Below are 24,585 nucleotides of genomic sequence, written 5' to 3'. Positions count from 1 at the left end.
TTGTTATTTAATAAGGGGGAAATATGAATGGAAAAGCTTTTAGAAATTAATCATCTAAATAAGTCTTATAATCAGTCAAAGTTTCATCTTTCAAACATTTCTTTCTCAATTAAGCCTGGGGAAGTTGTCGGTTTAATCGGTAAGAACGGTTCAGGTAAGTCTACACTCATTAATACAATTGTAGGAAATAGACATAAAGATAATGGTAAAATCAGCTTTTTCGACGAAGAAGTTGTCGAAGAAGATAATACATATAAAGAGCACATTGGCGTCGTCTTTGATGATTTAAGAGTACCTAATAAATTAACGCTCACATCTATAGATAAAGTGTTTGCAAATATATATCGCACTTGGAATAGCGAGAAATTCTTTTCACTAATTAAAGAATTTGAATTACCAACGCAGAATAAAGTTAATACCTTTTCACGAGGCATGAGAATGAAGACGGCTTTATCAATAGCGATGGCTCATGATTCTAAATTACTTATTCTTGATGAAGCAACTGCTGGAATGGATGTTTCAGGTCGAGAACAAGTGATTGAAATTCTTGAAGATTATATAAATGAAGGTAATGGAATATTAATTTCATCACATATTTCAGAAGATATCGAACAACTCGCAAATAAATTAGTATTTATGAGAGACGGGGAAATCATTTTAAAAGAAAACAAAGAAGAATTACTTAAAAATTATGGAATTGTAGAGCAACCAGTGGAATCATTTAATATTTGTAATGAATATCTGGTCGCATCAAGAGAACGCAACCATAACAGAATAAGCTTAGTAAACAATTATCAAGAAGTGCCTGGAGCTAAACAAATCAACAATATTGATGATGCTACTAAAATTGTTATGCGAGGTGACAAATAATGAAAGGTTTAATATTAAGTACTCTCTATGAAACAAAGAAACCATTAATTACTTATTTAATTATTGGAATCATTGCTACAGTAGTAATGACTTTTGCAAGCCCACCTATGAGCGGTTTTATTTTAATTGCATTATTAATCTCTTCAATTGCAGATAACTTTAAACGAGAAAAAGATTCTAAATGGATGAATTACGTTTCTACACTACCTATAAAACGATCTGATTATGTTAAGAGCTACTATTTTCTTTTTTGTATTGTCATAATCATTGCATTGGTGGTTAGTTTTCCGATTGTATTAATCATTACACATAGTTTCAATATGGCGTTGATTTCCGCACTTGTTTCTCTTGGATGTACTGGTATTTATTCCGCCATGTTCCCATTAACATTCAAATTTGGTCCTGAAAATTCCAACACAATCATCATGGTAACTGTCTTCTTTATGATTATCATATACTTCATTTTCTATATCCTTGCAGTTATTATAGCCGCACATTATGATAATTCAATGGTAGAAATGTTAAGTAATACAAGAAGTTTACTTGTGTTCGTTGTCTTTGGCATTTTAGGATTAGCAACTTTTGCTTTAACCTATAAATTATCTATAAGTATCTTTAATAAGAAAGAACTTTAATTTCAATAAATATGAAAATTTCGTTCACACAATAACTAAATAAAATGATTCCTCATTCAATTCTAAATTACTAAAAAGACAGGGTGTACTAATCCTGTCTTTTTTTAATGACCCTCTCTTTTTAATTGTAGATACTCTTTCTTGAATAAATCATAAACATAACTATCTAAGAATACGCCCTGGATCCATTCTTCATTTCTTAGTTTTGAATAGACATTTGATGTATTTTTCGCACAATTCTGGAAATTATCAACACCTTATCATATTATGTGGATAACTCCTAATTTACCTTTAAACGTTGATAAATGTGGGTTATGCAATATCTATCCATAAAGTTATCCACAATTTTTAATTGATTGTGTGAGTAATGTTAATAAAATTTTAAACTTAGGTTAATTTTAACTTAATGACACTCAATTACGCTTAAAAAGACAAAAAATGTAAGGGAATGATAATATGGAAATCGTAAAATCTAAAAATGATTTATTTAGAATTATTGATCATGCAGATCAGAAACACACATCTAAAATTCTACTTTTCATGATATTGGGAACGATCTTTTTAGATGCTTATGACATCACAATTCTAGGAACTATGACCGATCAACTCACGAAACAATTTCATTTGTCTCCAACAATGCTTTCAGTTGTCATGACCTCTTTACCTATCGGGGCACTTTTTGGTGCAATTCTCGGTGGCTCCCTCGCACATAAATTTGGTCGTAAACGTATTTTATCCGTATCTTTACTTATTCTCGTGATTACTTCTTTAGGTGCATCACTTGCTCCAAATCTCTTTATTTTACTTACATGCCGCTTCATTATGGGCTTCGCTATCGGTATGGACAGTCCTGTTGCCTTCACTTTTATCGCAGAAATCAGTAATAAATGGCAGAAAGGCCGTAACGTCAACTACTGGCAAGTTGTTTGGTACGTAGCGATTGTCGTATCTGCACTTGTGGTTATTGCATTCTTTGTTATGGGTACAGGCGAACATTTATGGAGATTTGCAGTAGGCTTTGGTGCATTCATTGCTCTCGTGCTTTACATTTTACGTATCAAATATTTGAAAGAGAGTCCCACATGGATCATTAATCATCATTCATTAGAAGAAGCTACTAAATATGTAAGAAATAATTATGATGTAAATCTTAAGTTAGAAGATAACGGAACTTCATTTTCCGAAAATAAATCTTCAAAACCATCAACAACTGAACTATTTAAGCCTAAATATTTAAAAAGAATTGTCTTAGCCACTTCAATTTCCACATTGCAAGGGATGCAATACTATGGCGTGGGATTATACATACCAATTATTGCAACTTACATTATAAGTAAAGATAAATTGGGCGTCTTACTAGGAACAGCCATCGTTAACATAGCAGGTATTATCGGAGCTTACGTAGGATCGCAACTCACTTACAAAGTGGGCACACGTCGCTTAACCATGATTGGTTTCAGTCTCGTCTTGATTGCAATGGTCATGACAGGCGTGTTCTATCACAGCTTACCAATGATCATTAACACGTTCTTCATCGCTCTATTCTTATTCGGGCACTCTGGTGGTCCGGGTACACAAGGTAAGACGATTGCTGCTTTATCATTTCCTACATATTTACGTTCGCAAGCTACCGGTTTCGTAGAATCTGTGAGTCGTACGGGTAGTATTATCGGAACATTCGTATTCCCAATCATACTTGCAGCTGTAGGTTTAACTAATACTATGTTAATTCTAGCTATCGTACCGCTCGTTGGTTTAATTATCACGACCGCTTTGAGATGGGAAGCTGTTGGTAAGAATGTAGAAGACGAATAGAGGATAACCATTTAAAAAAGCCTCTTAGCAAGACCTCCCTGAGTTGAGGGTAGTCTACATTGCTAAGAGGCATATTTATATTAATTAGGGAAAGTACCTGGATTAAATCCACCTTTCCATTGATTCAACGGCCAATATCTAAATAATACTTTACCAACAAGTTGATCTTTATCGATTAAGCCCACATCATAACGGCTATCAATACTGTTTTGTCGGTTATCACCTAAGACTAAATATTTATCTTTAGGAATTTTCATATGTCCATTGGCGCCTTTAAGGTTCTTCGATTTAAAGTTCTCAGTTAAATACTCATTAACTTTATGTTTCTTATTGTAATTTAAATAAGGTTCTGAAACCTTCTTATTATTTAAATACAATTGGTCTTTCTTATACTCAACTGTATCTCCGGGTTTACCGATTAAACGTTTAATATAGTCATCTTTCTTTGTCGCATGGAAAATGACTACATCACCTGAATTAATATGGTTTAATGTTTTAGAAATTCGACTCACCATAACTTTATCTCTATCTTCAAAAGTAGGATGCATAGACTCCCCTGAGACGGTATAGGAAGTAAACAGGAATTTCTGTACTAAACCTACAATGATAAGCGCAACAGCGATAGCAATAATCCATTCTAATATCTCTTTTTTCATGATTTAGACTCCTTGATTCTCTAAATTATTCTTCTTCCGCATCTTCAGCATTATGAATGATATAACCAGCCAATAAAGCTGCAGGGATGCCGATAAATGGTGTGAACATTGTACTGAACACGAAACCAAATACGAGTGTAAATAAGATACCCAGGTATCCGCTCTTCTTTTCTTTATCAATAAATGCTTTCATCAAAGATTTAATTCTCCTTTAATGTTCATTATTGTACTATACCATTTTTAATTTTTACATTCTTACCTGTCTTAATTTTATCGTATTGCTTTTTAGGTACCACAATAACACGTTTACCCTTTTTAGTTTGAACAGTCACCGTATATAACTTTTCATTTGATTTCATCTGCTGTTTTAACATATTCATTTGGTATCTCACACTATCTTTCTTCGCCTGTTGATCATGAGATGAAGATGCAATGATATAGAAATATAACCAATTATTATAGTAAGAAGTCGCCATATATTGTGATGTATAAGGCGCGCCAGAACTATACGGACGTCTTGGAGCCATCAATGAACGAGACTGTGATCTCATATTTTGAGTACTCTGTCTATACTTTGAAGCATTTGCACTAGATTTCATACTACTTGATCTGGCTGCCTGTTGCGCTGCACGTTGGCTCGATTGTTGAGCAGTCCGAGATGCATTCGCTGCACTTGAACGACTCATTGATGAACTTGATGATGTTGAGCCTCTTGAAGCCGACGAAGACGCACTCGATGAACTACTGCTTGAACTACTTGAGCTAGAGCCACTAGACCCTCCTGATGTTGCAGCATCTAATTCTGTCGATAACATACCAAGTGAGGCTGTAGTAATCACAATCATTAAACTTATAAATTTAAATATTTTACGTTTCATCTACTCACCTTTTCTTATTTAGATACTTCATCTTTTGAAACTGCTTTACCTTCAACATCATCATCGCCGTACATCATATATGGTGGACGATAAACGTGTACCTTACTACCATCTTTAACAATGTATGGCTTTTTATTACCATCACTTAGAATGTGTTCATAAACATGTTTTAAATCCGTTCTTTCTAAATGTGAATTTCCATTTTTATCTTTATATTTAATCTCGACATTAGGAGTTTCTTCTTTACCATCATTCAATACTTCATAATATTCGTATTCATATTTATCAGATTTCTGACTTTCTTTCGACGGCTCTTTTTGCTCTCCAGAACCCCCACACGCTGTTAAAATAAAAGATAAACCTAATACACTTACTAATAGTATTAACCTTTTCATAAACATACTCCTTTACCAATGATTCAAAGTTTCATATGAATTATAACAATCATTTTTTAAAATTCTATTAAGATTTAAATAAACTTAATGCTTTATAATGTTGATTAACTTCATCATCTCATAAATTAATTATGTAATACAAATCACTTTTAAAAATTCATATAAAAAGTGTTGAGATTTCATCTTTCAATGATTCTCAACACTAGAAATTTAATTATATTGACTTTCCTTAAAATTTTTACTCACAATAAGATTGATAATTAACCACACTACTTGGCAGATGATTGGCACTAAAAATATCCCTATCATGACAAAAGTGAATTTATACCATTCTATTCCACTATTCAATCCATTCATTAATGTAAATACGAGTAGGCCTATCGCGACGACTCCCCAGAAAATCGTGGCAATCCACCATAAAATCCATGCAATTTTCATACTCTAACCTCTCCTATTCAAATGGACTATTCTTATCTATATCTTTTGATCCATTTAGAAAACCATCTTTAATTTGATCAAAATGATTTATAAAATCCACTATCAATAGTACTGCTACAATAACTAAAATACCTTTAATCCAACTGCTAACGTGCATTGGTTCTTCACGTTTATAAAAATAGATTCCTAATATAGTCCCAACGATTAGAACAATTAAAAACGACATCCTGAACCCCCTACAATAATATATGTTACTTGTAGCATAACAAACTCTATGTACAATAAAAATTTTCTTATTAAGTATTCCGGGCGTCTTATTTTTCAAAACTTTCAACCGTGTAAGTTTGAAAAGCCAATTTGTAAGATTAGATAAAGGCACCTTACCAACAAAGCTCCTACAATTAAATTGTAAACAAATTAAAGGAGTGAAAGTTTCATGAAAGCTTTAAAAATTTCATTAACCACTATAATAGTCATTATTTTATTAATAATAGGATTACTTTTCGGATTAAAAGTTTATGGTGATCATCACCCAAATAATAAAGATATTAAAAGTTTAAATATGGCTAACCCATTCGAACCCACAAAAGAATATTATGTGAAAACGACTAAACCAATGAAACATAACCCTAAGGATTATGAAGATGAAAGCCACATCTATAAAACAACTGGCTATGATGATAATGGTAATAGTAAAAAAATCACATATATGGGAATGAAAAAACTCAAACCAAATCACTATTTAAAAATTAAAGAAAAATTAGACACAGTGAAAAGTTATGAAGAAGTTAAAAAAGACAATATCCCTAAGAAAGCGATGAGTAAATTAGAAAAATAAATGGAGAGTGATTACACATATGTTAAAGAAACTATTAATAACACTGGGCGTTTTTATTCTTGTTATTGGCGCCCTCATGTTAGTAGGGAAAATTTACGGGGAACATCATCCAAACGATTCCGTAGTACAAGACTTGAATAAATATAATCCAATGATTCCTAAAGAAGCGTATTTTGTTAAAACGAATCAACCTGTAAATAAAGAAAAATTAGATAAAGATTTCTACAATTACACTTACAAGACAGTAGGCTATGATGAACAAGGTGATGGTAAGAAAATTACTTATACGGCTACTAAGAAGTTAAAAACCAATCATTATCTCAAACTTACAATGAAACAAGGACAAGTTTTGAATTATTCGGAAGTTAAGACAAATGATATCCCAAAAAATGCGAATAAAAATTTAAATTAAATTTTCCACAATCTTTTTAATGGATTGTGGTTTTTATTTTGCAAAATCTTACTAATCTTACATACATGTAAGTTTAGACAGCGATTTTGTAAGGTTAGATAAAGGCAGTGATGACGCTAAGATTCTACAATTTAAGTATAAACAACTTGAGGAGTGAAAAAGATGTCAATTTTAAAAGTTAACAATCTATCTAAGGTCTATGGTGATAAACAAAAGTATCAAGCACTTAAAGATATCAGTTTCTCGGTAGAAAAAGGAGAATTCGTCGCTATCATGGGACCTTCTGGTTCAGGTAAGACGACCTTACTCAACGTACTCAGTTCAATCGATACTATTTCCGGGGGTACTGTAGAAGTTGACGGCAATGAAATTAATAAACTCAGTAATAAACAACTTGCGAATTTTCGTAAAAAACAACTCGGATTCATTTTCCAAGATTACAGTGTGTTGCCAACTCTGACCGTTAAGGAAAATATCATGCTTCCACTTTCAGTTCAGAAAGTTCAAAAATATGAAATGGAGCAAAATTACAAAGAAGTCACAGGAGCACTTGGCATTTATGACCTGGGAAATAAATATCCTAGCGAAATTTCTGGCGGTCAACAACAACGTACGGCAGCAGCACGTGCATTCGTTCATAAACCGACAATCATCTTTGCCGATGAGCCTACAGGGGCCCTAGATTCTAAAAGCGCACAAGATTTACTTAATCGTTTAGAAGATATGAATAAGCAGTTTAATTCAACCATTATCATGGTCACTCACGATCCTTCAGCAGCAAGTTTTGCTGAAAGAGTCATTATGTTGAAAGATGGTGATATTCACTCTGAAATTTACCAAGGAGAAGATTCTAAACAAGACTTCTATCAAGAAATCATCAAACTGCAATCGGCATTAGGTGGTGTCACTCATGACGTTTAATCAAATCACACTTAAGAACTTAAGACAAAATATTAAACATTATGGCATGTTCCTATTTTCTTTATTATTAAGTATCGTACTTTACTTTAGTTTCACAACTTTAAAGTATTCACACAGTATCAATAATTCAAATTCTCTCAAAATAATTCAAAAAGGTTCAAGTGTTGGCTCAACTATTCTATTCATCATCATTATCATTTTCTTAATGTATGCGAATCACTTATTTATTAAGAGACGTACGAAAGAGTTTGCACTTTTCCAACTTATCGGATTAACAAGAAGCAACATTCTAAGAATGTTAAGCATTGAACAATTTGCCATATTTGTAGTAACAGGCATTCTTGGCGTAATCATTGGAATTTTTGGTTCACAACTCTTGCTTGCCATCGCTTCAAATTTAATGAAGTTAAAGGTTCACCTTTCAATTGGTTTCGAACCACAGGCATTACTTGTCACAATCGTGATGTTAGTCATCGCTTTTGTATTAATACTTATTCAGAATTTCCTTTTCCTTAAAAGAAGAAGCATCTTAACAATGATGAAGGATAGTTCTCAGACAGAAGCGACTAAAGCGCGCATCACCGTACTCGAAATCATTGGTGGCGTGTTAGGAATTCTAATGATAGCTTTCGGATACTATATGGCGACTGAGATGTTCGGCGTATTTAACCCTTTAACCATGGCAATGATTTCACCATTCATCATATTATTCCTAACTATTGTCGGTGCATACTTATTCTTTAGAAGTTCTGTTTCACTCATATTTAAATCAATTAAACGTGCTAAAAATGGACGTGTCTCTATTACGGATGTGGTCTGCACCTCATCTATCATGCACAGAATGAAGAAAAATGCGATGTCATTAACAGTAATCGCAATTATTTCAGCAATTACAGTGACGATTCTTTGTTTTGCGGCTATTACCAAAGCAAATTCGGATTATAATATTGAATCATCAACACCACAAGATTTTGACTTTTCAAAAGGTAAACAAGCTCATAAATTTGAACAACAATTAGATAAAAATAATATTAAGCATAATAAAATTACTTATGAGTCTATTAATCCTAAAACAGTAAAAGACGAAGTAATGACTTTCCAAAATGATTCTGAGAGTATTTCAGAGAATACGTCAATGATTGTTAATAAACATCTTAAAGGTAATGACGCTCGATTAACAAATACAAAAACCGCTCTCGGAATAATGAAATTTAACATGAATAAACAAATCACAGTTAAAGGTAAGTCTAAAGAAACTGTGAAAGTAACTGATAAAGATGATTCCAAAGTTTACCCATCTGAACTTTCATATGCTGCTCCTATGGTGGAAGTAAGCCCTAAAGTATACAACTCATTAAAAACTGATAAAAATACTGTGCGAGTTTATGGATTTAACATTAAACATCCTAGCGATATGAAAAAAGCTAAACACATCGCGTCGAAAGTTGATCCAAATGTTGTTTCTAAAGATGAATTGAAAAAAATAATAGATGCATCAAATGGTATTCTCATATTTGTAACTTCATTCTTAGGATTAGCATTCCTAATCGCTGCTGGATGTATTATTTACATTAAACAAATGGATGAAACTGAAGATGAAATTGATAACTTTAAAATACTTCGACGCATCGGATTCACAAATTCTGACATGTCTAAAGGCTTATTACTCAAAATTCTATTCAACTTCGGATTGCCTTTAATAGTTGCTTTACTACATGCACTATTTGCATCACTTGCCTTTATGAAGATTATGGGCAATGTAACAATGATGCCGATATTCATAGTAATGATTGCTTACGCAGTCGTTTATCTTATCTTTGCACTTATAGCATTTATTCACTCAAATCGTGTCATTAAGCGCTCAATTTAAAATGATTTTTCAAAAAATTTATTAAAAAGGATGGTATTTATAATGAAAATTAAAGATTTAATCAAACAATCATATGAGGATTTAAAAAACTTAACTATTAATTGGTTCAATATTCTAGTATTAGTTGCTGCTGTATTCATTTTAAGTAATATCATTACACCAATCGCAGGTGTACCTATCGGGTTATTAGGTGGCGCGTATTATTTGAAACGTCGTGAAGAAAAAGAAAATAAATAATTGTAGAGTTTGAACTAGAAAACCCTCATAGAAGAAGTCATTTAGACCTCTATCTATGAGGGTAAATTTTTTACATAGCGACTATATTTATTTTTTAGCTACGCCGTCTTTTTCTTCGACTCTCATCATATTATTAATCAAACTTTGATAGAACTCACCTAGTTCTTTTCCATCGCGTTTATAATCGGTATCATCTAAACCTACGAAGTCTAAATGGTCCCAATTATATTGTACCGGTCTTACTTGCCAAATTCCTTTATCTGTCGCTGGATTCATTAATCCTACCTTTTTAAATGCTTGGTTAGTAGGATGTAGTGAAGATGTCACAGGTACAATACCATCGTTAACTCTGCGATCTTTATTTTCATCACTACCAATTACACGACTTGTTAAATCGAACAAGAAGAATTGTCTTACGTTAGGTACTTCATTTCCGAGAGGTCCTGTATGTGTCGCAGCACCAGTATAAGACGTATATACAATATTAGGATTGAGTGTCGTCATTTGATTTAACTTTTCTGCTCCTGGACTAGTTAAATCAGTAATCGCTTGGTCTTCAGTATCCCAAACTTTACTATTAGCAATACGTTTGGCATATTCCGCGTAACTTTCATTAGGCTTTTGTTTGAAGCCCCATTGAGCGAATCCTAGGTTTAAATTGAGTGCTTTACTACCACCAATACGTCCTATACGATTAATTGTGTTTTTGACAAATTTGCGTGTGCCTAGTTTATCTGCAGCAGGCGTACCATTATGTGGTGTCCCAAGAGTGGTAATGGAAGATATCATATTATCTTTTCCACCTTTGAACAGATCAGATACCGTTCCTCCATGCTCACGTTGGTAATCTATTTCTTCTTGATTCCCATTTCTTAAAAAGTGTTCCATCAAACGAATCGTCTGTCCACCCATACTATGGCCAACGAGATGAACTTTCTTGCCGGGTTCCCAATCAGGAATAATACCTTTGTAAGTTCTTCCATAACGATTGTGACCATATTTAGCGGCATGAGCTGCGCCATAATCAACGCGACCGCCTTTAATATAGTAATATAGTTCTACTGCACGATCATAGTTACTACTAAATGCGCCGACATTGGCTTCATGAACACGATAGCCTTGTTCTGTCAATTTTTCTTTTACATTATATTTTTTGCCGCCCCAATAATTTGGATATAAATCAAATGAATCTTCTCCAACTAAACCAACAAACCCATGTACGAATATGACTGGATATTGATTTTTATATTGAGCTTGAGCAGCTTTTTTAGGAAGTTTATTAGATTGTTTTGATTGTAATGATTGTGAAGATTGTGAAGCTGATTTTTTGTTAGCTTTTGTAGTTTGTTTAGATGGTTTTGGAATTTCTTCTTTGTTGTTTGTTGATTGGATCGTTTGTTGATGTTTTTCTTTCTCTTTATTTTGGTTCAGTGAATTGTGGTTCGTATTTGAGGATTTCGTTTGAATTTGTTCACCTTTTTTAGGCTTGTCTACTTTTGATTCGTTATTTTCGGCTGATTGTTGTAAATTTTGTGATGGCTGTTTTTCACCTTTATCAACTTGTTTTTCTTTTTTCTTAGAATCATTTTGAGATTCTTGTTCTTTTGCTTTTTGTTGAGTTGTATCTTGACTTTGTTCAGGCTCTTTAGAATATGTATTTTTACCTGAATTCGTTGCTTGTTGTGTTTGTGAATCTTGGTTATTTTTATTTGATTCTGTGTTATCACTTACATTCTTTTGAACTGAATATTCATTTTCAGGTGGTTCTTGGGATTGATGATTTGTAGATGGCTCTTTTTGATGCGTAGCATCATCAGTTTTTTTAGACGGAACGGCGTCTTGATGAGTAGCTGGCTCTTCTTTTTTAGAATCGATTTGTTTAGGATTGTCCGCTTCATTAAGATTTTGATTTGAAGCTTCTTTCATCTGTTCATCATTATGTTTCGTAGTAACTTGAGCCTGTTGATTTGGAGATTGTACTTGTGTCTTTTCAGTAGAAGACTCCGAAGCTTCAGTTGATTGATTTTCTTTTTGAACACTTTGCGTTAATTCTTGAGTTTGCGTAGGCTTATCAACGTTTTGATGCGTATCTTCAGCAGCTTGTGCTTGATGTCCCCCAATAAAAATTGCTACACCCGTAATAATTGATATTGCTCCGACTGCGTACTTTCTGATACTAAATCTGTTTTTTTCTTTGTAATTTTCCAAAAATAATCACCTCTATAAGTTTTTTCCTTTATAAAGATTGAAAAATATAACTGCTATTTTCACAATAACATAGAATTCTTTAAATTATTTAACTATTTTTATTAAAATTTAGTTAATTTTATGTTTTTGAGATTTAGTGTTAAATTTTTTGTTTTCATTTAAAATATTAAATATGTATTTTTTGTCGAAGAATAAACAGTTATATCTTTATCAATTTTTATTCGATACACATACTACTTTTTGATATATTATATAAAGGTCAACATTTGCGAGGTTATATCAATGGAGAACTATCAACAATTCTTAGACAGCCCTAATACATTCGTATTGATTGCGTTTATCCTATACTTAATCTGTGCCTTTGTGTTCTTTACTGTTACAGTTTTTATAGGATTACGCCATGTCTCTCTTGTAGAAAGAATAATTACTACATTGGTTTTGACAATTATTCTTACATTGACTTTAACTGGACTTACATATTGTATCGTTTCAAAATAAGACAAATTAAAAACTGGAAAGTCTCAATTAAATTAACAACTTTCCAGTTTCTCTTCGTTAAACTCTATAATCTTCTATATTTATTATTTCATCGCATTGTTCTGCTATGAAGTGATCATGTGTAGCTATTATAATGACGCGCTCTTTAGTTTTTAAACTGAGGAGCGCTTTAATTATTTTTTGTCCATTTTTAGCATCTAGTGAACCAGTCGGCTCATCTGCTAGAATAATTTTAGGATTTTTTAGAATTAACCTGATTAAAGCAATGCGTTGTTGTTCTCCACCACTAAGTGTATGTATCTTTCTTTTAAGATCCTCAGTAATTTCAAATTCTTTTAAATAAAACGCTTTTAATTCCTTCTTTTCTTTTTTAGATAAGTGATGAAATTTTAATCCTATTTCTAAATTATCATCAATAGATTGTGTTTCAATCAAACCGTAATTTTGAAATAGATATCCTAATTTATATCTATAAAAAGACGTTCGGAACCTTTCTTTTTTCCCTTCAATATAAATATTATGTTTTTTGGACCTCTCTAATCCAGCAATAATATTGAGTAATGTAGACTTACCAGACCCACTTTTTCCTATAAGTGCATAAGATTTACCTCTTTCAAATTCCATATTTAAATCCTTAAATATCTGTTGACGGTCTTTTGTAACATTTAAATTTTCTAATTTAATCATGTCACTCACCTTATATTCTTAGGAAATTCATTTTTATTTACATATTCTATTTGTTTAACATAGTATCCTTTATGCAGAATCTTTACGTAAATTTGACTAGAATCATATCCTTTAAAGGTAAGCGTATAATCAAGTTTGCTACCTTTATCATCATAGATAATGATGTCTTCATATTTTTGCGTATCTTTTGGCACCTTTGCATAAGAATATTCCATCTTGATTAAAGGATTAAATCTATCTAGAAAAGAATTTCTAATTAGAATAAAACACATAAGTATGATTAAAATGAGAGATATAAATAATGTTAGTAATTTTTTCATAGCTTACAACTCCAATATCTTTTTGGTGAATGATTGATTGAGACTGACAATTTGTAGACATTGAATTAACAGTTGAATCATTGTTATTACGATAAAAATGTATATCACCCACATATTCTTCATATAAAAATAACATGTGGCCCCTATAATCCAGGTAATTAAAAGATTTAATGAAATATAATTAAAGTTTGTTTTAAATACATTAAAACCATATAAACGTTTGATAAGTAAATCTTTTTTGTTTTGTTCAAAGTAATATTGAATATCAAAAATGATGGTAATCATACCGACGATAATTAATAACAAACCTGAGAATGTGACTATAATTAATTTTATATTCGTTTCCCTTAAGTTTTGTTCAATACTATCTGTATAACTTGTGATACCACTAACATAATCCTTTAAATGCAATCGATTTAAACTTTCTTCAATATCTGCATAGTTCTTAAATAAATATGCACCTTGCGAGAGACTAGCATAATAAAAATCATCAGCTAAATCCTTTGAATTTAATAACACAATTGCTGGTGACTTTAAAAACTTATAACTATTTTCTGTTCGATTATCATAAGAAAAAATATTATTATTATCTTTAGAACTCGTTACCTCTACGTTTAATTTTCTTTTAAATTCATTCTGAAAATAACTCCACTCTATAAATTCGTCTTTAATCTTATTAAATACATTTGATTGTGCTTTGGGTAACATGACTTCAATAGACTGAGCTTTATCCTGTAATGTTTGTATCGCAAAGATGTTTTTACCGTATAATTCTAAAAATTTCTGATTAACATATAAAATATTCCCACTATAAGGATTATAATTATGAATTTGTGGGTTATAAATATTGTTACTTCTTATCAAAATAGCATTGTTCTTACTTTCGCTATCTTTGATAAATTGATGAAAGCCATGAGCCTTTATTTTTACTTCTTCTTCATCCGTTTTAATAGGCTCAAGTTCAATGGTGTAATAATCTTTCAATTGACTCCAATACTTTTTAGAATCATTAATTTTACTTAACTCATTAAAAGTTGATAAATTTTGAATGATTAATACAGTTAGTAAAAATAATATAATACATTTCGAGCCCGTAGCGATAAGACGAATCAGTTTAAAATGGTCGTTACCTTTAATCATTGAAGCAATATCTAATTTACATAACATAGTGTATGTTAAAAGATTCATAAAAGTAATTATTAGCGTGAATGATATGAATACGATTAAAAGCCTTTGTATGAATAATAAATAATTATTATTTAGATCCATAAAATACATAGCTATTAGAGCACATAAAAATTGAATTACATAAAGCATGAGCCAATAAGCTATCCTTATATATAGTTTTTCGAAAATAATAGATAAAAAAGAATAGCCATTTAAAGTTTTAATAGATATTTCTTTGAACTTCTTATTCTTTTCGTGAACATAATAAAGCAAGTAAATCACGATGATTGAGACAATTGGAATTAATAGAAAATGATTGTTTACAGTTTCTAAAAATAGTATCCATCTATTCACTTTAAATAATTCAACCTTTAAACCTTTATTGGATAATGATTTCACTAAATATGCTTTGTCAAAGTGCTTTTCTGTAACAAAATATTTACCTCTAATATCTTTTATTAAGAATTCTTCATAGCTCATTTTATTAATTTTAGGACTACTAACTACATATTTGAGGTTGTTATCGCTTTTCTCGTTAAATATATAAATACCTTTCTTATTTTTGTCTTCAAAAGTAGAAACAGATTTGTAAATTGATATATTCTCTTTTTTAGCAATGGTATTTATACTTTCAAGAATCTCTTTTTTAGAAATTTTATGATTCCATTCACTGATTGCTACAATATACTTACTATTAGGGATTAATTCTTCATTTTCTCTCAGGCAAAACAAAATGAATAACGTGGTTAAGATTGATAATGTAAGAAAATCTAATGCTGTTTTAAAAATTTTCATATCCCACCTCACCTTAATAGTTAGCCAAATCCTTAAAATTAAATTACAGAATTTTCTGATAATAGTCAATATTATACTTCCATTATAAAACCCCCCTGCAATGTAACAGGTGGGGTATTTTTTTTAAATATTAGCGAGAATCTCGCTTAAAATTACTTAATAATATCAATTAATTCTTTCTTAGAAGCAGCACGTGCCGGTATCCAACCGAAGACGATTCCGATGAGGGTCGATACGCCTACTGCTAAAATGACGGAACCTAGACTGACGGAGCTCTTAACCATCTCTGGCGTCACTGCATCTATGAGTGTCGCAATGATAATTCCGAGTATCAGACCGATAATACCGCCAATAAGACATAGTACAACACTTTCGACTAAGAATTGTATTTCGATATCTCGACCTTTTGCACCAAATGCACGTCGAATCGCAATTTCTTCAGTACGCTCAGTAACTGAAATGTACATCACGTTCATAACACCTATACCAGCAATAAACAGGGAAATACCTGCCACAGCTGCAACAAAGTAAGTAATGGTATCTAAGACTTTACCAATACCTTTCATCATTGCTTCGTTATCTTGATAACTATATTGACCTTCAGATGTGCCAGTACCTTTTTTATTTAACTCTTTTTCAACTTTTTTACCTATCTCTTTTTTATCAGCGCCTTTTTCAACAGATACTAATAATTGAGGCATACCTTGAGTTAAATTTCCCATATATTTATTAAATGTCTTTGTAGGGAGTTGCACTGTAGATTCTTCAGGCATTCCCATACCTCCGGCGTCCATCCCTGAACTTTCAGATACTCCCACAACTTTAAATCCTTCACCGTTGATATAGAGGGACTTACCTAACGCATGATTATTGAACACTTTTTTAGCTATTTTACTATCAATAACAGCTACTTTCTCTTCTGTGTCATTATCATCTTTAGTGAATCCCTTACCTTTCTCTGGATCAGTTAATTCATTGACTTTTTTCAGACTTGTATCACCGCTACCATGCGTATTCGTAATTTTAGCGGAATATGTACTATCTTCACTATCTTTTACTTTAGCACTTTTAACACCGTTAATTTGTTCCACCACACTGATATCTTCTTGTTTAAACGGATTGTTTTTTGGTGCGTCCATATTTTCAGTCATAAATGAAATCGAAGCCTGATCTTTACCTGCACCGGCTTCATCAAATTGTTCATTCGTAGATTTCTTAAAACCATTACCAAGAGACATAATGGTAATCACAGCTGCGATACCAATGATGATACCAATCATTGTGAAGATATTACGACGTTTGTTCTTAAGGATCGAGCGAAAGGCAACTGCAATAACATTAGAAAAGTTATTCATGCGTTAACACCTCTTCCTCTTGCACACGTCCATCAAGAATATGGATAATACGGTCAGCTTTATCTGCGACGTCACGGTCGTGTGTCACCATAATCATGGTTGTTTTCTTTTCTTTATTTAATTTGACAAAGAGGTCCATAATATCTTGAGACGTCTTAGAATCGAGCGCGCCTGTCGGTTCATCGGCAATAACAAATTTAGGATTATTAATAATTGCCCGGGCAATAGCCACACGTTGTTGTTGGCCGCCCGACAACTTATTCGGTAATAAATCTTCTTTACCTTTTAGACCGACGTCTTGAAGACCGTCTAAAACTTTATCTTTACGCTCTTTACTACCCATTCCGTTATAAATAAGAGGGATACTAACATTCTCAAGAATAGTATTATTTTGAATTAACTTGAAGTTTTGAAAGACAAACCCTACAGTATGATTTCGAATTTCAGCTAACTTGTTGTCTGAACTTTTTTGATAATTTTCATTATTGAAAAGGTATTCCCCTTCATATCCGCGATCGATAAACCCTAAAATATTGATGAGCGTACTCTTACCTGAACCTGAAGGTCCCATAATAGCGATAAATTCCCCTTCATCAATATGAATATCAATATCCTTTAAAATATGATTGGATTCATTACCATTTTTGAAATGTCGATTGACTTTCTTCAACTCAATCATGATGACACCTCAACTTTTTCTCCATCATTTAAATTACCTTTAGGGTTTTTAATCACTTTATCGCCTGATTTTAAGCCTTTCTTAACAATGATTTGTCCATTATTACGTTCAATTTTGATATCACGTTTATGCACTTTGTGGTCTTTATCAACGACAAATACATTATTATCTTTTGTTAGCACATTATTAGGTAATTTCTTAGTATTTAAAGGAATCTTCGCATCCATAGAGAAACCTGATCTTACAGGAATATCTAAATCTCCAATAACAACTTTATATTTAGATGTGTCGCCATCTTTACCTCCTGAAGGATTGTTTACAGTTGGATTAGAAGCTTGAGCGCCTTCACCTTCTTCACCACCTGCTTGAGCACCACCAGAAGCCTCGCTCTCACTGCCAGCATCAAAACTTGTAGGAAGTTCATCAATTTTTAGAATCTTACCTTCGCCTTTTTTACCGGTACTATTTACAGTGACATCGACTTTATCGCCTTCTTTGATTTTATTAATATCAAATTCTGTAACAGTCGCATTGATTTGAGGGTTATCTGAAATCAACTGTAAAATCGGTTGTCCATCGCCGACATCTGAATCATTTTTCATATTTACTTTACCATCGAAAGTAGCATACATACTGTCATTCACTTGTCTGTCGTGTTGTGCAAGTGATTGTTGAGCCTCATTTAATGAACTTTGGTCTTGCGTAAGCTTAGATTGTAATTGGCTATTATTCGGACTTTGATTAATCTTTTGATAATCATCATTCACTTGGCTTTGTGCTTGATTCACTTTATTGGCTAATTGTTCACGTTTACTAGCATTCGTATCATAATTGATTAAACGATCCCCTTGTTTAACCTTCTGTCCATCATCTACAGATGCACTTAAAAATGTTCCAATTGAACTGTTATTGTTGTATGTTTTTACAGATTTAGGAGAAGCTTTCCCCTCCAAACTGATAGGTGTTTCTTTTTTAACTGTATATGTATCGTAACCTTCACTGTCTTTTTTACCTGAACCATTCACTTGTTTCACGATAAAAGCAGCGATAATTAATAATAGGATGATTGCAATTCCTATGATGATCCACAATGTTTTCTTTTTCATATCTATTTCTCCTTAATAATTAATTACAATTGGAATGATAACATACTCGTAATATTAGTAATATTTTATTTAAGAGAAATTTACAAAATCTTAGAATAGTTAAAATTAAAAAAACATTATTTAGTTAAAATGATTTAGTACTCACAAGTAATTTTAATCAAAAATTTAAATTGCGTATTTTATTAAATAGAATAAAATGTTAACCTTTTACTATCACAATTAAACAAAGGAGATATACATAATATGGAAAATCAAAACATTGAAAATAACCAACTAGAGAATTCAAGCGTTCCATTTGTAAGTCACTTTAGTAAATTAAGAGAAAATCCAAAGTGGTTAGTGAAGTTATTAATTCTAATAGTTTTAGCATTAATAACTGCATTCGTAAGTTACTTGGCTACGAAAGATACTGTAATATCACAATCTAACGGTCAAATGAATTCAGGATTATACTTGATAATTTCATTATTCACCGGTTTCTTCGGTATTCTTTTTAATACAGCAATAATTTTTGTGATTTTCTTAGTTATTTCTAAAATATTTAAATCTGATGCTAAAGGTAGTAGTATTTTTTCTGCTGCACTTTCATACGCGATTATCATTGATACTTTCTCACTTATTATCACTATTATTCAAGCATTATTTGGATTAAGTATTTTTGAATATAAATTAGACAGCTTAAATATCTTTGCTAAAGATAATAAGTACCTTATGGCTATTAGTTTAACTAATGTATTAAAAGCATTTTTAACAGGTGTAGTCTACTATTCAACAAGTCGTTTATCCAAGAAAACATCAATCATATTAGGCATCGTTGCTTTAGTTTTATTAGTTGGATTTGGATTAATAAGTGGAGCTTCTGGTCAATCAATGCCAAATATGAACACTAAATAATCACAAGAGGTACAAAAATGAACTCAGGATTAATATTATTGATAATCATTTGTTGTGGTATGATACCAATTATTATTAGTTTGAATGAGAAAAAGAAAAAATAGAAGAAAAATTTAACTTCGATAATACTTTTTATGTATGGCAACATTTATATTTTCTCACAATCATTAATACATGAGTTTTTATGAAATCCTAAAATATGGGTTATGATTAGTATAATTTTATTAATTAGATTAAGTCATTTGTAACTAATTATGTAAATAACGCTCCAACATAAGATTTTAATCAAACTAAAAGCTTTGTCATTTAACCTATATAGAAAATAAACCTTCGCAAATACAGACTATAATAAAGTACAATTTTTGAGATAAACTATTTAATTCTCATTATTAAATCAAAGAAGGTGAAATCAATGGTTCTAACTATATTTTTAAAGATTATATTTTGGTTATGTCTTGTTTGTTCTATAATGATGCCAACCTTCATTTTTGGAGTAAAACAACATAAATCGAAAAAGAAATAGATATTTTCTTTAATGTATGTTTCTTGTTCCTTTTTTATAAAACCCCTAACTTACTAAAAAATTAGTATGCGCTTTCTTATAGTACGTCATTTCTGTCCAAGACATAAAAATATTCAGCAAGTGTAAAAAAGAGTTTGGGAACTATGTCCCAAACTCCTATTAGATTAAAAGATATATATTCTTAATTTTATTATAATTTCTAAGGCTTTTTTATGAAAAAAAAACTTCTCTTTATTTTCAATTACTTCTTTAATTGCTCGTTTAAACCTATTTCTTGGTTTAAATACTTTTTAGAAATAATTGTAGCTCTTCTTAAAAAAGTCTAGCAAAGGCTTCACTGACCTTATCTTAAAATTAATATTACTCAATATAATTAATTTAGGCCAAAACTATCTTGTAATTTTACTGAACCTCTTTGAATATCGGAATCTAAATCCTTTTTCATATCTTCAAATAATTCTTGAAACCTTGTTTCATCTTGATCAGAATATCCTTTAAAAATAACTGTATCAATGTTTTCCTCATTAAAGTAATATATTTGATCTTCTACAACACCTACAGGATACTTACACGCGGAATAATCAAATATATATTTTTGGTTATCTATTTCCACAATGGGACCTCGATTAATAATCATTAATTTTTGCGAGCCTTCTTTTAAATATATAATACTGCCTATTGTTTCCATTTAATACCACCAATCTTCCCTTTAATTTCAGTTTGTGCATAAAGAAAAACATTTTGGAATAAAATACAAGACAGTACCATCATCATACATAAATAATATATAATATTTAATTGTTTTTCTATTATTACTCCCAAAACTAATGCAATAAAAACAAAACTTATTACAATGTTTATAACAACATTTTTAAATATCTCTTTAACATTAGGAAGAACAAATGCCCTTAGCCTATGCCCATTTAACTTAACCCCTAATTTATCTTTCTTATTTTTGTCCACAAATATCTTAATTACTATTAGAGGGGTTATTGCAATTATTATTAAAATAATATTAATCAAAAAACTTGCTGTAAAATTTAAATAATCTAATAGTGGTTTTGTCAATGTAGCAAACAATAAACCTATACCAGTACCTATAAATCCTAAAGCGTTAGTTTTATTTTTTTTATCATTATTTATGTAAGCCGTTTTAATATTGCTTAATTCTTCCTTATCTACTTCGATTAATTGTCGTTTAGTTACGTAATTCATCAATGGAAATAAATAAGTTAATTTATTTCCATTAATGTCTATAATGTAGGTCTTATCCTTATAGTGTATTAATTTATATTTACTGTTTTTTTCGATAGTCTCTATAGTTATTGTTTTGATGGTTGCTCCTTCTCCTTTAACATAAAATTATAATTTTCCAAACCCACTACCATCCTTTCATTGGATTTAGTGAACTTTTTACTTTATTAAGTGATTGCCCAACTTGATTTTGTATATGATGAGAAGTTGTTTTAAATGAATCAGATACTTCATTTACTTTCCTATCCGTTTTTTCAAAAACTTTATTGGCATTAGTTCTATATTCTTTTATAGTAGATTCTGTATTTTTTTGAATTTCATTTGTTTTAGATATAACTTTACCTGTCTCTTTTGCAAAAGTAGGTACAACATTATTTTTCATGATTTTTCTTCCTTCATTTTTAACTATATTATAACCTCCACTTATCATATTTTTTTGGAAAGTATAGTTGGCTTTCCATTTATTACCAATCCAATTAAACGTAGGGTCGAATATATTTTCTCCCACCCAATCAGTTCCATCTTTTAATCCAAGAAAATTATTTTTATAAGCCAGTTCAACGCCATATGTTGCTAATGTAACCGCGGCTATACTCCCTACTAATATAAGCCCAGGGGGTGTAGAAGCAAGTGCCACCGTCGCTACAAGACCGGCTCCAGCACCCACTCCTGCCGTTAGACCATTATGTGCAAAAGCTTGTCCAGCTGTTTTATTGTCTTCTGTTATATCTGTATACATTCCTACTCCAAAATTCAATGCTCCCATGGTGCTACCGCCATATTTACCTGCTTTAGCAAATCCTACACCGTATTCTTTAATCATCTTTCCATTGATTGATAGATCAGGATTTTTAGATAAGTATTTACCATATTCTTCCATGAGTTTTGTTGAACCATCTACTGTTAAATCTTTAGAAATATCACTGGCATTTTCATCCATATATTTCTGAATACTTTTGGGTAATAGTCTCGATTGCTTTTGTTGTTGATAAGTAATGATTGTGAATATATCATCCTTATTCAATTTCTTCCCATCTTTAGCTTTCTGATTAATTTTTTTCATTCGTACATCTAAAGCTTTTTGTTGGCTTACCTTAGCCCACTCCATCTGCTTACCAGATGGGATATTAAATGATTGTTTGCCTGGATCCCAAGCAGTTTTAGCTTGATTGATACCTTGCTGAACGTTTTTTTGGAAAGATTCAACTTCTTTAAATATATTAGGTGACGTTTGGTTGAACTGTCTTAGTTTATGTAATTTTTCTTCTAATTCCTTTTTCTGTTCCTCTAAACTCCCTATCATTTGTTTATTCCCTGACAATAAACCTTTATTTTGAGAAGATTTATGTTTCAAAGAAGCATTCAATTCTTCTAATCTGCTGATTTGTTGTTCTAATTCTCGAATGTCTTCCTCTAATTCCGATTCTTTTAAACTTTGGCTATCTACATCAGATTGATATTTTTCAACGAACTCTTTACATGCTTGTTCAGTTAAATCTCCTAAAGTTTTAATACTTACAGTTAATGGTGCTATAACTGAAGAAAAGAATTGTTTCCCTGAATCATAAGCTTTTCCTCGTAATTCATCTTCACTAACAAACTGCATGATACCTTTTTGCAAACTATCATAGCCACTTGTTATAGATTTAACTTTACTAGCAACATCAGACGCCTGACTTTTAGATTTCCCCACATACATATCAATGCTCATTAATTTTCCCCCTCTCATGTTCAATTTGTAATTCTATGTTTCTTTTTCTTTCAATCTCAGTAATATCTCTATTTAAATATTGTATATCTTTATCAATTTTACTTTGTTGATCTTGTAATGCATTCAACGCTTGTTGTTGACCATGTCGGAAGATATCGCTATTTTGCTCAATACTACTCAACATACGACTTTCATAGTATCTTTCTACCAAATGACGATTTAATTTTTCAGTAGTCTGTATCATATCTTGATATTCATTCATTAAATCATTAACATGTTTTTTTTCAACTAAAAGATTATCCACTTGTTCCTTTTTCTCCACAATCAAATGATTAAATTCATCCACTTTACTCGTCATTGATTTACTCCTTTAGTTTCTAGAAATGTCATTACCTATAGCTTGATCTGTTTGTTCAAATACATCTCCAACATTCTGGATATTTTTACTAGCTTTTTCAATAGTTTTGGTAACAGATTGATTCATCTTCATTAAATTATCTATTGCACTATGTGCATCTTTATTTCCGCTTACTGTTGTGCTCTCATCTTTTGAAGGGTCAGATACACTTTCACATTCATTTATTGCACTTTGTAAGGTTGAGAAAATTTTACTTGTTTTACTAGTATCACTCTTAACTTGACTCATATCATCATTCACATCCCTTAAATATTTAGGTAGAATTACCAGATATTATTTATAATTATTTATAATTTATTTTACCAATGATTACTCAACATTTATAGTTATATATAAATATTTAACGTAAAAATTCAAATATCATCCTTTCAAATTATTATAATGTTACTAGTATCAAATATTTTTGTAACAACTAACTTACTAATTTATACAAAGAAAGGTAATTAAGTATATATTGCAATAATAGACGTTATCATAATTGCGAAATTATCATAAATTATATATTCGTATGTAAAGACTAAGTCAAAAATTGGTGTAATTATGCGTTTATCAAATGAGTAAAAAATAAAAAACCTAAATACTATTTTATACGTGCAATACCTATACTAACGTTTCGGCCTTCTTATGGTTGTCATCAATAATCATTATTCGACATGTTGAATTCCCATATATTTATCCTCCCCTCTAGACAACCCGCATAAAAAAACGCTCCTTCTCAATAAGGAACGTCTACTTAATCGTCTCAAGTTTATATAGCTCTACAATTCTTTTTAGATTATTATTTTCACATTCAATTCATTATTTTGGCATGCACTTTTCTATCAGAAATTGAAGCTATATTCATAAATGAAAATGCCAAAAATATTCCTAACCAGCAAATATAAATCATAATATTTTGTATATTATCAATAACCATCATATAAAATAATCCCACTATTAAGTAAATTGCAACAACATAACAAAATACCATAAGCACGAAATTTTTGAATGATGGAATCAGTCTTA

Annotated in this window: 29 protein-coding genes; 10 read left to right on the top strand and 19 right to left on the bottom strand. The window is 31.1% G+C overall.

All coding sequences use genetic code 11. From position 1 onward, the window contains the following. Positions 1-27: 27 nt before the first annotated feature. The 3 genes from HMPREF2580_RS04360 to HMPREF2580_RS04350 all read left to right on the top strand — a co-directional run bounded on the left by HMPREF2580_RS04360 (position 28) and on the right by HMPREF2580_RS04350 (position 3,320). Positions 28-870: an ABC transporter ATP-binding protein gene (locus HMPREF2580_RS04360; RefSeq protein ID WP_070830638.1), complete on the top strand. Its 843-nt coding sequence runs from the start codon at positions 28-30 to the stop codon at positions 868-870. Next, on the top strand, positions 870-1,505 hold the full coding sequence (locus HMPREF2580_RS04355) for an ABC-2 transporter permease (RefSeq protein WP_070830636.1): 636 nt from the start codon (positions 870-872) through the stop codon (positions 1,503-1,505). Before HMPREF2580_RS04360 ends, HMPREF2580_RS04355 begins: the two co-directional genes overlap by 1 nt. Before the next feature lie 456 nt (positions 1,506-1,961). Next, positions 1,962-3,320: an MFS transporter gene (locus HMPREF2580_RS04350; RefSeq protein WP_070830634.1), complete on the top strand. Its 1,359-nt coding sequence runs from the start codon at positions 1,962-1,964 to the stop codon at positions 3,318-3,320. Between the two features lie 80 nt (positions 3,321-3,400). On the opposite strand, the gene lepB is transcribed toward HMPREF2580_RS04350, so the two are convergent. The 6 genes from lepB to HMPREF2580_RS04325 all read right to left on the bottom strand — a co-directional run bounded on the left by lepB (position 3,401) and on the right by HMPREF2580_RS04325 (position 5,913). Next, a complete protein-coding gene (lepB, locus tag HMPREF2580_RS04345; protein WP_070830632.1) occupies positions 3,401-3,976 on the bottom strand; it encodes a signal peptidase I in 576 nt (191 codons plus the stop codon). A gap of 25 nt (positions 3,977-4,001) precedes the next feature. Further along, on the bottom strand, positions 4,002-4,169 hold the full coding sequence (locus tag HMPREF2580_RS12185; RefSeq protein ID WP_256326421.1) for a VraH family peptide resistance protein: 168 nt from the start codon (positions 4,167-4,169) through the stop codon (positions 4,002-4,004). 28 nt (positions 4,170-4,197) lie between these two features. Beyond that, entirely contained in the window at positions 4,198-4,854 is a 657-nt protein-coding gene (locus HMPREF2580_RS04340; RefSeq protein ID WP_070830630.1) for a hypothetical protein, read from the bottom strand. Positions 4,855-4,868: 14 nt separating this feature from the next. Beyond that, positions 4,869-5,249, bottom strand: coding sequence for an LptM family lipoprotein (locus HMPREF2580_RS04335; RefSeq protein ID WP_037541785.1), 381 nt, complete (start codon positions 5,247-5,249; stop codon positions 4,869-4,871). Between the two features lie 210 nt (positions 5,250-5,459). Beyond that, positions 5,460-5,687, bottom strand: a complete 228-nt coding sequence (locus HMPREF2580_RS04330) for a hypothetical protein (protein ID WP_002445099.1) — start codon at positions 5,685-5,687, stop codon at positions 5,460-5,462. Positions 5,688-5,700: 13 nt separating this feature from the next. After that, positions 5,701-5,913, bottom strand: coding sequence for a hypothetical protein (locus HMPREF2580_RS04325; protein WP_037541784.1), 213 nt, complete (start codon positions 5,911-5,913; stop codon positions 5,701-5,703). 210 nt (positions 5,914-6,123) lie between these two features. Here HMPREF2580_RS04325 and HMPREF2580_RS04320 point away from each other — a divergent pair, with 210 nt between their 5' ends. From HMPREF2580_RS04320 to HMPREF2580_RS04300, 5 genes are all read left to right on the top strand, one after another. Beyond that, positions 6,124-6,525: a YxeA family protein gene (locus HMPREF2580_RS04320; protein ID WP_070830628.1), complete on the top strand. Its 402-nt coding sequence runs from the start codon at positions 6,124-6,126 to the stop codon at positions 6,523-6,525. A 19-nt stretch (positions 6,526-6,544) separates the two neighbouring features. After that, positions 6,545-6,937: a YxeA family protein gene (locus tag HMPREF2580_RS04315; protein WP_070830625.1), complete on the top strand. Its 393-nt coding sequence runs from the start codon at positions 6,545-6,547 to the stop codon at positions 6,935-6,937. A 162-nt stretch (positions 6,938-7,099) separates the two neighbouring features. Beyond that, positions 7,100-7,858: an ABC transporter ATP-binding protein gene (locus HMPREF2580_RS04310; protein ID WP_070830623.1), complete on the top strand. Its 759-nt coding sequence runs from the start codon at positions 7,100-7,102 to the stop codon at positions 7,856-7,858. Further along, positions 7,848-9,728, top strand: a complete 1,881-nt coding sequence (locus HMPREF2580_RS04305) for an FtsX-like permease family protein (RefSeq protein WP_070830621.1) — start codon at positions 7,848-7,850, stop codon at positions 9,726-9,728. Before HMPREF2580_RS04310 ends, HMPREF2580_RS04305 begins: the two co-directional genes overlap by 11 nt. Before the next feature lie 42 nt (positions 9,729-9,770). Continuing rightward, positions 9,771-9,965, top strand: a complete 195-nt coding sequence (locus HMPREF2580_RS04300) for a VraH family peptide resistance protein (protein WP_037541783.1) — start codon at positions 9,771-9,773, stop codon at positions 9,963-9,965. Positions 9,966-10,052: 87 nt separating this feature from the next. On the opposite strand, the gene lip is transcribed toward HMPREF2580_RS04300, so the two are convergent. After that, a complete protein-coding gene (gene lip, locus HMPREF2580_RS04295) occupies positions 10,053-12,173 on the bottom strand; it encodes a YSIRK-targeted triacylglycerol lipase (RefSeq protein ID WP_070830619.1) in 2,121 nt (706 codons plus the stop codon). Positions 12,174-12,455: 282 nt separating this feature from the next. Between lip and HMPREF2580_RS11975 the strand changes: the two genes are divergently transcribed. After that, positions 12,456-12,671 (top strand): hypothetical protein, encoded by a 216-nt coding sequence (locus HMPREF2580_RS11975; protein ID WP_083321662.1) that lies wholly within the window; start codon positions 12,456-12,458, stop codon positions 12,669-12,671. 57 nt (positions 12,672-12,728) lie between these two features. On the opposite strand, the gene HMPREF2580_RS04290 is transcribed toward HMPREF2580_RS11975, so the two are convergent. From HMPREF2580_RS04290 to HMPREF2580_RS04265, 6 genes are all read right to left on the bottom strand, one after another. Next, entirely contained in the window at positions 12,729-13,358 is a 630-nt protein-coding gene (locus HMPREF2580_RS04290; protein WP_070830617.1) for a putative bacteriocin export ABC transporter, read from the bottom strand. A 5-nt stretch (positions 13,359-13,363) separates the two neighbouring features. Next, positions 13,364-13,678, bottom strand: a complete 315-nt coding sequence (locus tag HMPREF2580_RS04285; protein ID WP_070830615.1) for a YxeA family protein — start codon at positions 13,676-13,678, stop codon at positions 13,364-13,366. A 3-nt stretch (positions 13,679-13,681) separates the two neighbouring features. Next, positions 13,682-15,640, bottom strand: coding sequence for a DUF1430 domain-containing protein (locus tag HMPREF2580_RS04280; protein WP_070830613.1), 1,959 nt, complete (start codon positions 15,638-15,640; stop codon positions 13,682-13,684). A gap of 152 nt (positions 15,641-15,792) precedes the next feature. After that, positions 15,793-16,995 (bottom strand): ABC transporter permease, encoded by a 1,203-nt coding sequence (locus HMPREF2580_RS04275; RefSeq protein WP_002445087.1) that lies wholly within the window; start codon positions 16,993-16,995, stop codon positions 15,793-15,795. Continuing rightward, positions 16,988-17,674 carry an ABC transporter ATP-binding protein gene (locus HMPREF2580_RS04270; protein ID WP_002445085.1) on the bottom strand — a complete coding sequence of 229 codons (687 nt, stop codon included), beginning with the start codon at positions 17,672-17,674 and terminating at the stop codon, positions 16,988-16,990. The genes HMPREF2580_RS04275 and HMPREF2580_RS04270 overlap by 8 nt, the downstream gene beginning before the upstream one ends. Then, a complete protein-coding gene (locus HMPREF2580_RS04265) occupies positions 17,671-18,780 on the bottom strand; it encodes an efflux RND transporter periplasmic adaptor subunit (RefSeq protein WP_002445083.1) in 1,110 nt (369 codons plus the stop codon). Before HMPREF2580_RS04265 ends, HMPREF2580_RS04270 begins: the two co-directional genes overlap by 4 nt. A 243-nt stretch (positions 18,781-19,023) precedes the next feature. On the opposite strand from HMPREF2580_RS04265, the gene HMPREF2580_RS04260 reads away from it, so the two are divergent. Further along, positions 19,024-19,674, top strand: a complete 651-nt coding sequence (locus tag HMPREF2580_RS04260; protein WP_002445081.1) for a YIP1 family protein — start codon at positions 19,024-19,026, stop codon at positions 19,672-19,674. A gap of 896 nt (positions 19,675-20,570) precedes the next feature. On the opposite strand, the gene HMPREF2580_RS04255 is transcribed toward HMPREF2580_RS04260, so the two are convergent. From HMPREF2580_RS04255 to HMPREF2580_RS11970, 6 genes are all read right to left on the bottom strand, one after another. Continuing rightward, the gene (locus HMPREF2580_RS04255; RefSeq protein WP_070830611.1) at positions 20,571-20,885 is read right to left on the bottom strand and encodes a DUF4176 domain-containing protein; all 315 of its coding nucleotides are present in this window, start codon (positions 20,883-20,885) and stop codon (positions 20,571-20,573) included. Next, entirely contained in the window at positions 20,873-21,457 is a 585-nt protein-coding gene (locus HMPREF2580_RS04250; RefSeq protein ID WP_256326420.1) for a DUF443 family protein, read from the bottom strand. Before HMPREF2580_RS04250 ends, HMPREF2580_RS04255 begins: the two co-directional genes overlap by 13 nt. Before the next feature lie 121 nt (positions 21,458-21,578). Beyond that, positions 21,579-23,162, bottom strand: coding sequence for a T7SS effector LXG polymorphic toxin (locus HMPREF2580_RS04245; protein ID WP_070830608.1), 1,584 nt, complete (start codon positions 23,160-23,162; stop codon positions 21,579-21,581). Next, positions 23,152-23,520, bottom strand: coding sequence for a hypothetical protein (locus HMPREF2580_RS04240; protein WP_070830606.1), 369 nt, complete (start codon positions 23,518-23,520; stop codon positions 23,152-23,154). Before HMPREF2580_RS04240 ends, HMPREF2580_RS04245 begins: the two co-directional genes overlap by 11 nt. 12 nt (positions 23,521-23,532) lie before the next feature. Then, positions 23,533-23,808 (bottom strand): TIGR04197 family type VII secretion effector, encoded by a 276-nt coding sequence (locus HMPREF2580_RS04235; RefSeq protein WP_070830604.1) that lies wholly within the window; start codon positions 23,806-23,808, stop codon positions 23,533-23,535. 562 nt (positions 23,809-24,370) lie between these two features. Then, positions 24,371-24,585 (bottom strand): DUF443 family protein (locus HMPREF2580_RS11970; protein WP_141756854.1); only part of this gene is annotated, 215 nt, incomplete at its 5' end.

This window comes from Staphylococcus sp. HMSC036D05, from assembly GCF_001836225.1.
Lineage (GTDB): Bacteria > Bacillota > Bacilli > Staphylococcales > Staphylococcaceae > Staphylococcus > Staphylococcus caprae.
Note: the sequence above shows the minus strand (reverse complement) of the source record. Positions and strands in the feature narration are given on the sequence as shown.

What these genes read in the sequence shown, in the direction of transcription:
- HMPREF2580_RS04240 (WP_070830606.1), bottom strand. Translation starts at nt 23,520, where the DNA reads ATGACGAGTAAAGTGGATGAATTTAATCATTTGATTGTGGAGAAAAAG.
- HMPREF2580_RS04320 (WP_070830628.1), top strand. Translation starts at nt 6,124, where the DNA reads ATGAAAGCTTTAAAAATTTCATTAACCACTATAATAGTCATTATTTTA.
- HMPREF2580_RS04300 (WP_037541783.1), top strand. Translation starts at nt 9,771, where the DNA reads ATGAAAATTAAAGATTTAATCAAACAATCATATGAGGATTTAAAAAAC.
- HMPREF2580_RS04310 (WP_070830623.1), top strand. Translation starts at nt 7,100, where the DNA reads ATGTCAATTTTAAAAGTTAACAATCTATCTAAGGTCTATGGTGATAAA.
- HMPREF2580_RS04305 (WP_070830621.1), top strand. Translation starts at nt 7,848, where the DNA reads ATGACGTTTAATCAAATCACACTTAAGAACTTAAGACAAAATATTAAA.
- HMPREF2580_RS04275 (WP_002445087.1), bottom strand. Translation starts at nt 16,995, where the DNA reads ATGAATAACTTTTCTAATGTTATTGCAGTTGCCTTTCGCTCGATCCTT.
- HMPREF2580_RS04260 (WP_002445081.1), top strand. Translation starts at nt 19,024, where the DNA reads ATGGAAAATCAAAACATTGAAAATAACCAACTAGAGAATTCAAGCGTT.
- HMPREF2580_RS04350 (WP_070830634.1), top strand. Translation starts at nt 1,962, where the DNA reads ATGGAAATCGTAAAATCTAAAAATGATTTATTTAGAATTATTGATCAT.
- HMPREF2580_RS04340 (WP_070830630.1), bottom strand. Translation starts at nt 4,854, where the DNA reads ATGAAACGTAAAATATTTAAATTTATAAGTTTAATGATTGTGATTACT.
- HMPREF2580_RS04335 (WP_037541785.1), bottom strand. Translation starts at nt 5,249, where the DNA reads ATGAAAAGGTTAATACTATTAGTAAGTGTATTAGGTTTATCTTTTATT.
- HMPREF2580_RS04280 (WP_070830613.1), bottom strand. Translation starts at nt 15,640, where the DNA reads ATGAAAATTTTTAAAACAGCATTAGATTTTCTTACATTATCAATCTTA.
- HMPREF2580_RS04360 (WP_070830638.1), top strand. Translation starts at nt 28, where the DNA reads ATGGAAAAGCTTTTAGAAATTAATCATCTAAATAAGTCTTATAATCAG.
- HMPREF2580_RS04290 (WP_070830617.1), bottom strand. Translation starts at nt 13,358, where the DNA reads ATGATTAAATTAGAAAATTTAAATGTTACAAAAGACCGTCAACAGATA.
- HMPREF2580_RS04245 (WP_070830608.1), bottom strand. Translation starts at nt 23,162, where the DNA reads ATGAGCATTGATATGTATGTGGGGAAATCTAAAAGTCAGGCGTCTGAT.
- HMPREF2580_RS04285 (WP_070830615.1), bottom strand. Translation starts at nt 13,678, where the DNA reads ATGAAAAAATTACTAACATTATTTATATCTCTCATTTTAATCATACTT.
- HMPREF2580_RS11975 (WP_083321662.1), top strand. Translation starts at nt 12,456, where the DNA reads ATGGAGAACTATCAACAATTCTTAGACAGCCCTAATACATTCGTATTG.
- HMPREF2580_RS04265 (WP_002445083.1), bottom strand. Translation starts at nt 18,780, where the DNA reads ATGAAAAAGAAAACATTGTGGATCATCATAGGAATTGCAATCATCCTA.
- HMPREF2580_RS04315 (WP_070830625.1), top strand. Translation starts at nt 6,545, where the DNA reads ATGTTAAAGAAACTATTAATAACACTGGGCGTTTTTATTCTTGTTATT.
- HMPREF2580_RS04325 (WP_037541784.1), bottom strand. Translation starts at nt 5,913, where the DNA reads ATGTCGTTTTTAATTGTTCTAATCGTTGGGACTATATTAGGAATCTAT.
- HMPREF2580_RS04235 (WP_070830604.1), bottom strand. Translation starts at nt 23,808, where the DNA reads ATGAGTCAAGTTAAGAGTGATACTAGTAAAACAAGTAAAATTTTCTCA.
- HMPREF2580_RS12185 (WP_256326421.1), bottom strand. Translation starts at nt 4,169, where the DNA reads ATGAAAGCATTTATTGATAAAGAAAAGAAGAGCGGATACCTGGGTATC.
- HMPREF2580_RS04355 (WP_070830636.1), top strand. Translation starts at nt 870, where the DNA reads ATGAAAGGTTTAATATTAAGTACTCTCTATGAAACAAAGAAACCATTA.
- HMPREF2580_RS04330 (WP_002445099.1), bottom strand. Translation starts at nt 5,687, where the DNA reads ATGAAAATTGCATGGATTTTATGGTGGATTGCCACGATTTTCTGGGGA.
- lepB (WP_070830632.1), bottom strand. Translation starts at nt 3,976, where the DNA reads ATGAAAAAAGAGATATTAGAATGGATTATTGCTATCGCTGTTGCGCTT.
- HMPREF2580_RS04270 (WP_002445085.1), bottom strand. Translation starts at nt 17,674, where the DNA reads ATGATTGAGTTGAAGAAAGTCAATCGACATTTCAAAAATGGTAATGAA.
- HMPREF2580_RS04255 (WP_070830611.1), bottom strand. Translation starts at nt 20,885, where the DNA reads ATGGAAACAATAGGCAGTATTATATATTTAAAAGAAGGCTCGCAAAAA.